The 13,402-nt window shown below is 71.5% G+C and carries 9 protein-coding genes and 1 riboswitch; of the genes, 4 read left to right on the forward strand and 5 right to left on the reverse strand.

Going from position 1 to position 13,402, the window contains the following annotated elements:
* Positions 1-17: 17 nt before the first annotated feature.
* Together ACOWU6_RS08550 and ACOWU6_RS08555 are read right to left on the reverse strand one after the other, a co-directional pair.
* Positions 18-3,296, reverse strand: a complete 3,279-nt coding sequence (locus tag ACOWU6_RS08550; RefSeq protein ID WP_421075430.1) for a sigma-70 family RNA polymerase sigma factor — start codon at positions 3,294-3,296, stop codon at positions 18-20.
* 364 nt (positions 3,297-3,660) lie between these two features.
* Positions 3,661-4,827, reverse strand: coding sequence for an N-acetylglucosamine-6-phosphate deacetylase (locus tag ACOWU6_RS08555; protein ID WP_421075431.1), 1,167 nt, complete (start codon positions 4,825-4,827; stop codon positions 3,661-3,663).
* 57 nt (positions 4,828-4,884) lie between these two features.
* A riboswitch (ZMP/ZTP riboswitch) is annotated at positions 4,885-4,968 on the forward strand.
* Positions 4,969-5,002: 34 nt separating this feature from the next.
* Here ACOWU6_RS08555 and glyA point away from each other — a divergent pair.
* The 3 genes from glyA (at position 5,003) to ACOWU6_RS08570 (ending at position 9,018) form a co-directional block, all read left to right on the forward strand.
* On the forward strand, positions 5,003-6,301 hold the full coding sequence (gene glyA, locus ACOWU6_RS08560; RefSeq protein WP_324014105.1) for a serine hydroxymethyltransferase: 1,299 nt from the start codon (positions 5,003-5,005) through the stop codon (positions 6,299-6,301).
* Between the two features lie 120 nt (positions 6,302-6,421).
* Entirely contained in the window at positions 6,422-7,303 is an 882-nt protein-coding gene (locus tag ACOWU6_RS08565) for a bifunctional methylenetetrahydrofolate dehydrogenase/methenyltetrahydrofolate cyclohydrolase (RefSeq protein ID WP_324014106.1), read from the forward strand.
* Between the two features lie 134 nt (positions 7,304-7,437).
* The gene (locus ACOWU6_RS08570) at positions 7,438-9,018 is read left to right on the forward strand and encodes an AMP-binding protein (protein ID WP_421075432.1); all 1,581 of its coding nucleotides are present in this window, start codon (positions 7,438-7,440) and stop codon (positions 9,016-9,018) included.
* A gap of 3 nt (positions 9,019-9,021) precedes the next feature.
* Here ACOWU6_RS08570 and ACOWU6_RS08575 read toward each other — a convergent pair whose 3' ends face one another.
* From ACOWU6_RS08575 to ACOWU6_RS08585, 3 genes are all read right to left on the reverse strand, one after another.
* Positions 9,022-9,462, reverse strand: coding sequence for a hypothetical protein (locus ACOWU6_RS08575; protein ID WP_421075433.1), 441 nt, complete (start codon positions 9,460-9,462; stop codon positions 9,022-9,024).
* Positions 9,463-9,494: 32 nt separating this feature from the next.
* A complete protein-coding gene (locus ACOWU6_RS08580; RefSeq protein WP_282979442.1) occupies positions 9,495-9,674 on the reverse strand; it encodes a hypothetical protein in 180 nt (59 codons plus the stop codon).
* Positions 9,675-9,879: 205 nt separating this feature from the next.
* Complete coding sequence (locus ACOWU6_RS08585) at positions 9,880-11,328, reverse strand: XRE family transcriptional regulator (protein ID WP_374727743.1); 1,449 nt, start codon at positions 11,326-11,328, stop codon at positions 9,880-9,882.
* 121 nt (positions 11,329-11,449) lie between these two features.
* Between ACOWU6_RS08585 and ACOWU6_RS08590 the strand changes: the two genes are divergently transcribed.
* On the forward strand, positions 11,450-13,306 hold the full coding sequence (locus ACOWU6_RS08590) for a phosphoenolpyruvate carboxykinase (GTP) (RefSeq protein WP_421075434.1): 1,857 nt from the start codon (positions 11,450-11,452) through the stop codon (positions 13,304-13,306).
* Positions 13,307-13,402: the final 96 nt, after the last annotated feature.

Below are 13,402 nucleotides of genomic sequence, written 5' to 3' on the forward strand. Positions count from 1 at the left end.
CGACGAGGGTAGCCGGGTCAGAGGAGTGGGATGGTCAGAGTCGAGATGAACGAAGACAAGCGCACAGGCTGAGATGCGTCACCATGTGCTGTGTCCTCGTACTCGGACTGAATGGTGTCCTGCTGCGCGACCACATCGAGAAGAAGTTCGCCCGCCGGTTTCGTGAAGCTCGCCGTTGCCCTACCGTATCCGTCGAGCACCCCGCGCCACACAGCGTCGCCGGAGTAGATCAATCGAGCGGCGGAGTATGGCCTGCCCGTGATCTCAACCGTCGTGGTCACAGGGAGGAGTGCGTCGGCGTCGAAGGGGTCGGTGGGCAGCCCGCTCGTGGCGGACTCGATTGTGAGCGGGGTCGGTGGAGCGACAAGTTCCTCAACGCCGAGCGATGCAAGCGTTTCCGATGCGCCATTGCCCCACACTTCCTGGCGGGCGTAGCTAAGCGTCACCCGAGCCATCGGATCGCTCAGCGCGAGGCCGTCTTCGGAGAGCTGCGGCTCGAAAGCGAACACGGCGTTCCCACCAGGATTCGCAAGGGGGACGACCGTCCGAGTTCCATAAACGTCGACGACGACACTCTCGCCCGGCTCGCCGACGAGCGGGAGCACGACCGTGAACCTCTCACGCTCGGGATCGACATTCGGCGTGCCAACCTGCAGCGACGCGTCCAGGAGCCCGCTGAGGTTCAGCTCGCGAACGGTGTTCTCGACCGGAGGCGCGACGGCGTGCGCTGCCGCGTAGCGGGCGACGACGGCGACGTCGGACCTCACGTCCTCCCGCGTGAGCGGAAGGACGATGGTCGACGTCCCGCCCGCCAATTGGGTTGTGCCGAGCCGCCGTTCCGCTAGGAACACCTCGACCCGCGCGTCGGGTTCCCCGCTCACGACCAGCGTCGCTGTGCTGTCGACATCGTCGCCTAGAGCGCTCAGCTGCAGCGGATCGTCGATCGCCACATCCTCGATATCGATCAGCTCGCCCAGCGTCGTGCGGTCCTCGAGGCCCGCGAGGGCGCCATCCCGATAGCGCACCTCGATCGGCAGATCGTCTCGGACCTCGCCCGGGCCGAGCGCGATGGTGAGCGTGGCCTTCCCCTCAGCATCGAGCGTTCGCGAGTCGTCGGACGAGGTCGACCCGTTGACGTACACGGAAACCTGCTTGCTGACCTCGCCTGTCACGGCGAACTCGACGGTTCCGGCGTTCTTGTCGACATCGACCGCCGCGCCGATGTCGATCCGCTTCGGGGGCACCGGCGTCTCAGTCGGCGTCGGTTCCGGCGTGGGCGTCGGGCTCGCGGTCGGCGTCACCGTCGGAGTCGGAGTCGGCTCGGGCTCGACGGCCTCGAGCAGCGGATCGCGCACGCCCAGCGTCGACAGCGACGCGACGAACGACTCGCCCTCGACGTCGCGATAGGCGATCTCGAGCGTGACGTCGTCCATCACCTGGACGGCGGTGAGGGCGAACTGGAGCTCCGCGACGCCGTCGGCAGAGAACTCGCCCTCCGCGAGGGCATCCGCGTCGGCCGCCGTGAGGAGGAGCATCGCAGAGGCCGCAGCGGGCGCGGAGCTCGACTCGGTCACGGCCACGGGCTCACCGGGCTCGCCGGTCACGTCCACCTGGACGATGCGCTCGCGTGCATCGACGACGGACGCACGCTCGAAGCCGATGGGCGCGGGGCTCTCGACCTCCGGTGCGGGCTCCGACGGCTGCGGCGTCGGCTCGGGCGACGGCTCGTCCGATGGGCTCGGCGCGGGCTCCTCCGACGGGCTCGGCTCGGGCGACGGCGCCTCTGACGGCTCGGGCTCGGCGGTCGGCTGCGGCTCGAGCGTGGGCTCGGCTGTCGGCTGGGGCTCGACGGTCGGCTGAGGCTCGGCCGTCGGCTGGGGCTCGGCGCTCGGCTCGGGCGACGGCGCCTCTGACGGCTCCGGCTCGGCGGTCGGCTGCGGCTCGAGCGTGGGCTCGGCCGACGGCTGAGGCTCGGCCGACGGCTGGGGCTCGGCGCTCGGCTCGGGAGCCGGCGCCGGAGTGAGCGTCGGCGTCGGGGTCGGCGAAGCGGATGGCGCGGGCTCATCGACCGGGGGAGCGATCGGCTCCTCGGGGGCCGGGGTCTGCGCGAGCAGCTCGTCGGAGGCCTCGATCGACGCGTCGGGCTGCGCCGCGTCCTCGAATGCCGACGCGGCCTCGTTCGCGGATCCCGCGAAGCCGCCCGTCAGCGTCGCCGCGAGTACCGTACCCGCGACCGCGGCCGCCGCGATCCCGGCGCCGACGAGTCCGCCGATCGTCCACGCGGAGCTCGACGCCGACCCGCCGGCCGATCCTCCGGATCCACCTGATCCGCCGCCCGCCGCAGCGAACCCGACCGACTTGGCGGCGCCATCCGCTGCCGCGCCGGTCGCCGCTCCGGCGCCGACGGCTCCGCCCGCGACCGCCACAGCGCCCTCGTACACCGACGACGGCATGGCCGCGAGCGCCACGAGCGCCGACTCGTCGCGCTGGAGCGAGGCGAGGTAGCCGGCGGTGCCGGTGACGCCGATCGTGAGCGGCAGGAGCACGAGCGCGAGTCGGCTGCCGACCTCCTTCGCCTCCGACGCGACGATCGCGCAGCGCGCGCACTCGCCGAGGTGCGCGTCGACCTTGGCCTGGTCGCGCGATCCGAGGTTGCCGCGCGTGTACGCGCCGAGGCGCTCGATCGTCCAGGCGTGCGCGGACCCGTCCTCCACGGAGGCGATGTGCGCCTGGATCCACGCCTCGCGCAGCCCCTCGCGGGCGCGGAACGCGAGCTGCGAGACGGCGGCCGCCTTCATGCCGAGCAGCGGTGCGATCTCCGCGGGCTTCATCTGCTCGATCTCGGTGTACCAGAGCACCTCCTGCCAGCGCGTGGGCAGGCTGCGGAAGGCGGTGTGGGTGAGGCTGCGGTCGAGCGCCTCGTCCGTGGCCTCCTCGGTCGACTCCGGGTCCTCGACCTCCTCGAGCGCGTCGCTCGTCGCCTCCGTGCGCGCGCGGCCCCACGACGCCGCCACATTGCGGATGGTCGTGAAGAGGTAGGCGCGGAACGAGCCGGTCGGCCCGTTGCCGCGCTGGATCGACTGGAAGATCTTCGCGTACGACTCCTGCACGAGGTCGTCGGCGTCGAGGCTCGACGTGATCGACCGCGCGGCGACGATGCCCGATCGGTAGTGGCGCCGCCACAGCTCGCCGAACGCGTCGTGGTCGCCCGAGCGGGTGCGGAGGACGAGATCCGCGTCGGGGGTCGCCGATGCCGGCGCCTCGCCGTCGCTGAGGTTCTCGTCGTCTGTGGTCATAGGTGCGGGTCCGTGTCGGTGGGCACACCCCTCGTCGCATCGGTGGCGGCGGGTGCGCGTGCGGCCGACGTCGGGTCGTCAGGCCGGTGAACATCCTCCCGCGGATCGGGCGGCTCCGCCACCCCGATGTAGGGATTCACGGGGGATTTTCCGCCCGATGGCACGGTCACATCCGGAGTTCGACAAATTTCTCGGAAGTCGCGTAATGAAACCGCCCCACCGCCGTCTCATGCGGTGAGGGACGTTCCGCCCAGCTGCTGGGGAGCTTCGGGTCGGAGGTCTCGCGAGGCGGCATCGCCGCTCGCGACGAGGGGCTCGGACACTCGGGGGAGGGGTCCGGGCCCCTGATCTCTCTCCGGACGCCTCAGCGCACGGCGCCCGCGGTCCAGACTCGCGCGACCTCGAGCTCGCGGCTCCACAGAACCGCATCGGCGATCGCCCCGGTGCGGAGCGTGCCGAGGTCGTCGCGGCGCAGCACCTTGGCGGGCGTCGCCGTGAGCGCCCCGACCGCGTCGGGCAGCGGGACGCCGAGCCCGACGACCCGGCGGAGCGCCACGTCCTGCGTGAGCGTGGAGCCCGCGATGGTGTCGGTGCCGCGCACCGTCGCGACGCCCTGCTCGACGACCACGTCGAGGGCGCCGATCGCGTAGTCGCCGTCGGCCATGCCGGTCGCCGCCATCGCGTCGGTCACGAGCGCGACCCGGCCCGGCGCGGCCCGGAGCAGCATGAGCATCACGGCGTCGGCGACGTGCACGCCGTCGGCGATGAGCTCGAGCACGACCCGGTCGTCGCGCGCGGCGGTCGGGATGGGCCCCGGCCGGCGGTGGTGGATGCCCGGCATCGCGTTGAAGGCGTGCGTCACGAGCGTCGCACCGGCGTCGACGCCCGCCGCGGTCGCGTCGGCGTCGGCGTCGGTGTGCCCGATCGCCGCGATGACCCCCGCCGCTGAGATGGCGCGGATCGCGTCGATCGCGCCGGGCAGCTCGGGGGCGATCGTGATCTGCCGGATGGTCTGGGCTCCGCCGATCTCGCCCGCAGCGAGCAGGCGCGCGACCGTGTCGGCGTCGGGGTGGCGCAGGAGCTCGGGGTCATGCGCGCCGTGATGGCCGGGGTCGAGGAACGGCCCCTCGAGATGGCTGCCGAGGATGTCGTCCTCGTGCTGGGCGAGGCGCCCGATGGCGGCGACGCGCGCCTCGAGGTCGTCGACGGAGGCGGTCACGAGCGAGATGACCGCTCGCGTCGTGCCGTGCGCCCGGTGCAGAGCGCGTGCCGTCCGGATGGCGTCCGCCCCGTCCTCGTGGGCGGCGCCCGCACCGCCGTGCCCGTGCAGGTCGATCAGCCCCGGCGTGAGCACGGCGCCGTCGCCCGCGATCTCGGCCGCGTCGATGACGACATCGCCCGTCTGCGTTGCGGCGCGCCATCCGTCTCCGTCGCCGCGAGACGAGACGCGTCCCTCCTCGAAGCGGATCCAGCCGTCGCGCTCCGCGCGGCGGTCGGAGACGAGCAGCGTCGAGTGGATCACGGTCCCCATGCTCCCGACCCTCCCACATCCACCCGACCGCGGCCATCCGACTCGGGTCGGCTATGCTGTTCGCGTCGCGACTGGCGTTGAGGTGGTGCACCACCGGGAAGCGACCGAGACGGCATTCGACCGCACGCCTGGGCCGATGCGATGACCCCTTTTCGTCTGTCGTCTGGAGATCGCCATGACCGATCCGCTGTTCAACGCCCCCCTCGCCGAGGTCGACCCGGAGATCGCGGAGGTGCTGCAGCGCGAGCTCGATCGCCAGCGCGGCTTCCTCGAGATGATCGCGTCGGAGAACTTCGTGCCCGTCTCGGTGCTGCAGTCGCAGGGCTCCGTGCTCACGAACAAGTACGCCGAGGGCTACCCGGGCCGCCGCTACTACGGCGGCTGCGAGGAGGTCGACGTCGCCGAGGAGCTCGCGATCGCCCGCGCCAAGGAGCTGTTCGGCGCCGAGTTCGCGAACGTCCAGCCCCACTCGGGCGCCACCGCCAACGCGGCTGTGCTGCACGCGATCGCCCGCCCCGGCGACACCATCCTCGGCCTCTCGCTCGACCACGGCGGCCACCTCACGCACGGCATGAAGATCAACTTCTCCGGCCGTCTCTACGACATCGTCGCCTACGGCGTGAACCCCGAGACCTCGCTCGTCGACATGGACGAGGTGCGCCGCCTCGCCCTCGAGCACAAGCCGAAGGTCATCATCGCCGGCTGGTCGGCGTACCCCCGCCAGCTCGACTTCGCCGCGTTCCGCGAGATCGCCGACGAGGTGGGCGCGTACCTCTGGGTCGACATGGCGCACTTCGCCGGCCTGGTCGCCGCGGGCGTCCACCCGAGCCCCGTCCCGCACGCGCACGTCGTCTCGTCGACCGTGCACAAGACGATCGGCGGCCCCCGCTCGGGCTTCATCCTCACGAACGACGCCGACATCGCGAAGAAGATCAACTCGGCCGTCTTCCCGGGTCAGCAGGGCGGCCCGCTCATGCACGTGATCGCCGCCAAGGCGACCGCGTTCAAGCTCGCCGCGACGCCCGAGTTCAAGGATCGTCAGGAGCGCACCGTCCGCGGCGCGGCCATCCTCGCCGATCGCCTCTCGCAGCAGGACGTGAAGGACGCGGGCATCGCGGTCCGCTCGGGCGGCACCGACGTGCACCTCGTGCTCGTCGACCTGCGCGACGCCGCGATCAACGGCAAGGAGGCGGAGGACCTCCTGCACGACATCCGCATCACGGTCAACCGCAACGCCGTCCCGAACGACCCCCGCCCGCCGATGGTCACGTCGGGCCTCCGCATCGGCACGCCCGCGCTCGCGACGCGCGGCTTCGGCGACGCCGAGTTCACCGAGGTCGCCGACATCATCGCCCTCGCGCTGCTCCCCGGCGCCGACGTCGACGCCCTGCGCGAGCGCGTCGCGAAGCTCGCCGACGCGTTCCCGCTCTACCCCGGCCTCGAGCAGGTCGGCCAGGGCTACGCGGGCGTCTGAGGCGCCCCGATCCGTCGAGACTAGCCCTGGTCGTCGAAGCCAGCGCTCCCCGCGCTGGCTTCGACGACGGGCACTAGTCTCGACGGGTTCTGACCCACGAACGAGGGAAGACGAAGACGGATGACCGCACAGATTCTCGACGGCAAGGCGGCCGCGGCCGCGATCAAGGCGGAGCTCGCGGAGCGGGTCGCCGCCCTCGCGGCGAAGGGCGTCACGCCCGGCATCGCGACCGTGCTCGTCGGCGCCGACCCCGCGTCGCAGCTGTACGTCGGCATGAAGCACAAGCAGTCGGTGGCGATCGGGATGAACTCGATCCAGCGCGAGCTGCCGGCTGACGCGACCCAGGCCGACGTCGAGGCGCTGATCGACGAGCTCAACGCCGATCCGACGTGCCACGGCTACATCGTCCAGCTGCCGCTGCCCAAGCACATCGACACGGACGCCGTGCTCGAGCGCATCGACCCCGCGAAGGACGCCGACGGCCTGCACCCGACGAACCTCGGCCGTCTCGTGCTCAACGTGAACGCGCCGATCGCCACCCCGCTGCCGTGCACGCCCCGCGGCGTCATCGAGCTGCTCGTGCGCAACGGGTACGACCTGAACGGCAAGCACGTCGTGGTCGTCGGCCGCGGCGTGACGATCGGCCGCCCCATGGGGCTCCTCCTCACGCGGCGCGACGTCAACGCGACGGTCACCCAGGTGCACACGGGCACGCCCGACATGGCGCCGTACCTGCGCGAGGCCGACGTCATCGTCGCGGGAGCCGGCGTCAAGCACCTCATCCGCGCGGAGGACGTCAAGCCCGGCGCGGCCGTGCTCGACGTGGGCGTCACGCGCGAGACCGACCCCGAGACCGGGAAGCAGCGGGTCTTCGGAGACGTGCACCCCGACGTCGCCGAGGTCGCGGGCTTCCTGTCGCCGAACCCCGGCGGCGTGGGCCCGATGACCGTGGCGCTGCTCATGACGAACGTCGTCGAGGCGGCCGAGCGCTCCCTCGCCTGAGTCGCGTCCGCCGACACGAACCCCGGTCCGCTCTCGTCGGGCCGGGGTTCTTCGTGAGAGACTCCCCGCATCCGGTCGACGGCGACCGGAGGGGGCCGTCGGAGGGGCGGCCCTGAAGGGGACGAGAGGCCATCATGCACGCTCCGGAGCCCGAGCTCACCATTCCCGACGCACCCGTCTACGACCTCCTGTTCGCGGATCTCCGCGACGACGAGCGCGACCTCGTCGCCTTCATCGACGGCCGGACCGGCGACACCCTGACCTACGGAGCGCTCGTCGACGCGATCGACGCCTTCGCGGGCGCGCTCGCCGCGCGCGGCATCGGCCCCGGGGACGTGGTCTCGCTGCACGCGGTCAACACCCCGGCCTTCGCGATCGCCTTCCACGGCATCCTTCGCGCCGGCGCGACGGCGACCACGGTCAACGCGCTCTTCACGCCGGGCGAGATCGAAAAGCAGCTGCGGATGGCCAGGGCCGTCGCGCACGTGACCGTCTCGCCGCTCGCGCCCGGCTCGGTGCCCGCGGCGCAGGCGACGGGCATCCCCGCCGAGCGCATCGTCGTCCTCGACGGGTGGGACGCGTTCCCGACCCTCCGCGACCTGCTGGCCGAGGGCCATCCCGCCCCCGACGTGACCCCGGAGGCGCGGAGCCAGGTCGCCGTGATCCCGTTCTCGTCGGGCACGACGGGCCTGCCCAAGGGGGTCATGCTCTCGCACCGCAACCTCGTCGCGAACGTGCAGCAGTGCGTCGCGCGACTGCACGTGTCGCCGCAGGAGCGCCTGCTCGCGGTGCTCCCGTTCTTCCACATCTACGGGATGACCGTGCTCCTGAACCTCGCGCTGCGCGCGCGTGCGACGCTCGTCACGATGCCGAGGTTCGATCTCGAGGAGTTCCTGCGCGTCCTGCAGGACCACCGCGTCTCCTACGCGTTCATCGCCCCGCCGATCGCGGTCGCCCTCGCGAAGCACCCGCTCGTCGACCAGTACGACCTGAGCGCCCTGCGCACGGTCTTCTCGGGAGCCGCGCCCCTCGACGAGCGACTCGGCCGCGCGGTCGCCGACCGTCTCGGCGTCGAGGTGCTGCAGGGCTACGGCATGACCGAGCTCAGCCCCGTCTCGCACGCCATGGTCCGCGGCGCGAGCGACGGCGTCCCGCTCTCGTCGATCGGGCCCGCCGTGCCGGGCACCGAGGCGCAGATCGTCGACATCGAGACGCACGCGGTGATCGAGGTGCCGGAGGAGGGGCGCTCGCGCTCCGGCGAGCTGTGGGTGCGCGGGCCGCAGGTGATGCTCGGGTACCTCGACAACCCGCAGGCGACGGCCGAATGCCTCACCGAGGACGGATGGCTGCGCACGGGCGACATCGCCGCATACGACGCGAGCGGGGCCGTGTTCATCGTCGATCGGCTCAAGGAGCTCATCAAGCACAAGGGCTACCAGGTGGCGCCCGCGGAGCTCGAGGCGCTCCTGCTCGCGAGCGACCGCGTCGCGGATGCGGCGGTCGTGGGGGAGCCGCTCGAGGACGGCGACGAGGCGCCCGTGGCCTTCGTCGTCCCGCAGGGCGAGCCCGACGCCGACGCCGTGCTCGCCGAGCTCAACGGCCAGGTCGCGCCCTACAAGAAGCTGCGCCGGGTCGAGTTCGTCGACGCGATCCCGAAGTCCGCATCGGGCAAGATCCTCCGCAAGGACCTCAAGGCCCGTCTGACGGGGGAGTGAGGATCATCCGCGGCGCTTGATGCGCGCCCGGGCGTCGTCGAGCATCCGCGTCGCCCGGCGCTCGACGCGGTCGTCGATGAGGTCGTACACGACCCATGCGACGAGCAGATAGAGCGGCGGGAGGACGTAGCCCCAGAACCAGCCGCGCACGTCGACGTCCGACAGGGCGACCACGAGCATCCAGATGACCAGCTGCACGAGGAACGTCGCGAGGTACTGGACGAGCTTCTCGCCGATGCGCGCCCTCCGCGCGAGCGAGGACGCGGCGCCGCGGAAGATCCGTGCGAGGAGCGGCTTGAGCCAGATCGTCGCGAGCGCGAGCACGAGAGCCGCCCACCACGCGGCCCAGCCGACGGAGACGAACGGGACGAGCCATCCGACGACCGCGAGCACGAGCACGTCGAAGAGGTAGAGGCAGACGAGCCGGATGAACCACGCTTTCATGGCCTCAGCCTGCCACGCAGGCCGCTCGCCGGCTACGAGGCGGATGGCTCGCCCGCGAGGCGCAGCGTGCTCACCGACACGGTCGACTCCGTGCCGAGGAAGACGAGCGAGCCCGCGGCGATGCGCAGGGCGCTGTACGCGGGGTCGACGAGCCCCGTGCGGCGCGGTGCGCTCGGGGGCTGCGAGGGCGAGGGGATGGCGGTGGCCGGCATGACGGCTCCTCGGGTCGGCGGCTGGTACTGCTCCAGCTTCCGCCCGGCGGGGCGTCGCGCACATCCCGCTGGGGGATGAACCCGGGTCATCCCAGGGTCCTCCTCCGGGATGACCCCGTCCAGGTTCTGCATGTCTCACCCGGCGTGTGAATGGGGCCGCCGAAACCACGGCGAGTGAGACATGCAGAAGGGGGGCGGGGGGAGGTCAGTGCTCGCTGTGGCGGTCGAGGAACTCGTAGACCTCGAGGTCGTCGACGCCCGGGAAGGCGCCGCGGGGCAGCGGCGAGAAGATGTGCGTGTGGACGCGCGCGCTCGGCCACGCCTTGCCGCGCCACGGCGACTCCGCGACGCTCGGCGGCCGCCGGCAGCAGGACTCGTCGGGGCAGCTCGACGACGCCCGCACCTGCGTCTCGCGACCGCGCCACCACTTCGCGTCGTCGAACGGGACGCCGACCGTGATCGAGAACTCGCCCGAGCTGCGCGAGCCCGTCTGCGTCGCGCACCAGAACGTGCCGGCCGGGGTGTCGGTGTACTGGTAGTGCTCGGTCGTGCGGTTCTGCTGCTCGAAGGCGTTGCGCGCCGCGAACTTGCGGCACACGATCTGGCCCTCGATCGCGCCGGTCACATCCTCGGGCAGCGGCAGGCCGTCGTTCTCGTACACGCGCTCCACCTGGCCCTGGCTCCCCACCCTGAGGAAGTGCAGCCGCATGCCGAAGTGGGTCGTGAGCAGGTTCGTCATCCGCATGCCCGCCGCCTCGTGCGTCACGCCGAACGCGTCGCGAAAGTCCTCGACGGCGAGATTGCGGTCCTTGCGCGCCTGCTCGAGGAACGCCACCGCGGCGGTCTGCGGGATGAGGCAGCACGCGGCGTAGTAGTTGATCTCGAGCCGCTGCTGGAGGAAGTCGGCGTAGTCGGTGGGCCGCTCGTGCCCGAGCAGCCGGTGAGCCATGGCCTGCAGAGCCATCGAGCGGAGACCGTGGCCGCCGGGGATCGACGCCGGGGGCAGGTAGATGCGGCCGTTCTCGAGGTCGGTGATCGAGCGCGTCGACGAGGGCAGGTCGTTCACGTAGATGAGCTCGAAGCCGAGCTGCTCGGCCATGATGCTCACCGTGCGGTGCTTGAGGGCGCCCGAGGTGTGGCCGGCCGCGCGCAGCTGGCGCTCGGCGAGCTCCTCGATCTCGGGCAGGTAGTTGTTGGCCGCGCGCTGCCGCAGGCGCAGCTCGGTGTTGGCGCGCCGCGCCTCCTCCGGAGTGGCGATCGCCTCGTTCTCACGGCGCTGCAGCTCGCGGTGCAGGCCGATGATCGACTCGATGGTCTCGTCGCTGAGACCCTTGGTCACCTTGATCGGCGGGATGCCGAGCTGGCGGAACACCTGGCTCGACTGCGCCCGCTCGAGCTCGATCTCGAGGGCGGCCCTGCGGTTCGGCGGCTCTCCTGAGATGAGGTCGGTGACGTTCGTGTCCACGGCGTCGGCGATGGCCTGCAGCAGTGACAGCTTCGGCTCGCGCTTGCCGTTCTCGATGAGGCTCAGCTGGCTTCCGGCGACCCCGACGAGCGCGCCGAGCTCATCGAGCGTCAGCCCCCGCTGCACGCGGTGATGGCGGATGCGGTGGCCGAGGGTCTTGAGCTCGAGGCCGGTCTTCTGATCGCTCATCGCAGGCATTCCTTGATGATAGCTAAAGATCCATCATTCTTTCGACTTCGGATGGCCGAAAAGAGCGGCAGAACCGAGAGAACCTGGCATGGCGACCACGTCTCACCCACAAGGAGCTCTGATGGCAATCGCCGAACCCCTCGCCCCTCACACGACGGACGCCCTCGCCGGCTTCGGCGCACGGCCCGCCTACGACGGCGCCGGCATGCGCGAGCTCGCCGCGTGGGTCGACGAGATCGCCCGTCTCACCCAGCCCGATCGCATCCACTGGGTCTCGGGCTCCGCGGAGGAGAACGCCGCGCTCATCGCCGACATGGTGGCCTCCGGCACGCTCATCCCGCTCGACGCCGAGAAGCGCCCGAACTCGTTCCTCGCGCGATCGCACCCCGGCGACGTCGCGCGCCTCGAGTCGCGCACGTACATCTGCTCGGAGCGCGAGGAGGACGCTGGCCCCACGAACAACTGGGCCGACCCCGCGCAGATGCGCGAGACCCTGAACCCGCTGTTCCGCGGCTCGATGCGCGGCCGCACGATGTTCGTCGTGCCGTTCTCGATGGGCAAGGTCGGCGGTCCGATCTCGCAGATCGGCGTGCAGGTCACTGACAGCCCGTACGCGGTCGCGTCGATCGAGATCATGACCCGCGTCGGCGACGACGTCACGCGCCTCATCGCCGAGGGCGCCGACTGGGTGCGCACGGTGCACACCGTCGGAGCCCCGCTCGAGCCGGGCGAGGCCGACGTCGCGTGGCCGTGCAACGACGAGAAGTACATCGTGCACTTCCCCGACACGCTCGAGGTCTGGTCGTTCGGCTCGGGCTACGGCGGCAACGCCATCCTCGCGAAGAAGTGCTTCGCGCTCCGGATCGCCTCGGTGCTCGGGCGCGACCAGGGCTGGATGGCCGAGCACATGCTGCTCATCCGCGTCATCGACCCCGCCGGCCGCGCGTACCACGTGGCCGCGGCGTTCCCGTCGGCCTGCGGCAAGACGAACCTCGCGATGCTGCGCCCCACCATCCCCGGATGGAAGGTCGAGACCCTCGGCGACGACATCACGTGGATCCGCCCCGGCGCCGACGGCCGGTTCCACGCGATCAACCCCGAGGCCGGGTTCTTCGGGGTCGCACCCGGCACGGGCGCGTCGACGAACGTCACCGCGGTCGAGACGCTGTGGGGCAACGTGCTCTTCACGAACGTCGCGCTGACCGACGACGGCGACGTCTGGTGGGAGGGCCTCACGGACGACACGCCCGCGCACCTCATCGACTGGCAGGGTCAGGACTGGACTCCCGACGCGGGCCGCCCGGCCGCCCACCCGAACTCGCGCTTCACCGTGGCCGCCGATCAGGCGCCGTCGATCGCGGACGACTGGGAGGAGGCGGTGCCGCTCGATGCCATCCTCTTCGGGGGCCGTCGCGCGACGAACGTCCCGCTCGTCGTCGAGGCGTTCGACTGGGAGCACGGCGTCTTCCTCGGGTCGACGATCTCGTCGGAGCGCACCGCGGCGGCCGAGGGCACCGTGGGCGAGCTGCGTCGCGACCCGTTCGCGATGATGCCGTTCTGCGGGTACAACATGGCCGACTACTTCGGGCACTGGCTCGAGATGGGCGGCAAGGCCGAGCAGCTCCCGCGGATCTTCCAGGTCAACTGGTTCCGCAAGGGCGCCGACGGCCGCTTCCTCTGGCCCGGGTTCGGCGAGAACTCGCGCGTGATCGACTGGATCATCCGTCGCCTGCAGGGCGAGGTCGAGGCCGTGCCGTCCGCCATCGGCCTGCTGCCGGTCGTCGCCGACCTCGACCTCGACGGCATCGATGTGCCCGCAGCCGACCTCGAGGAGCTCTTCGAGGTCGACCCGACGTCGTGGCTCGCCGAGGCGGCGCTCACCGAGGAGTTCTACGACACGTTCGGCGACCGCGTCCCGACCGCGCTGCGGGCGCAGCTCGCGGCTCTTCGCGAGCGTCTCGAGTCCGCGAAGGCCTGATCCGCACAGACGGCCTTCCGCCGCGTCCACCCGGACCGCACGCCGGGTGACGCACCCCAGCGGCCCGCCCCCTTCCGATCCGGGGCGGGCCGCTTC

It is taken from the genome of Microbacterium sp. SA156 (genome assembly GCF_049065455.1).
Taxonomy (GTDB): Bacteria; Actinomycetota; Actinomycetes; order Actinomycetales; family Microbacteriaceae; genus Microbacterium; species Microbacterium barkeri.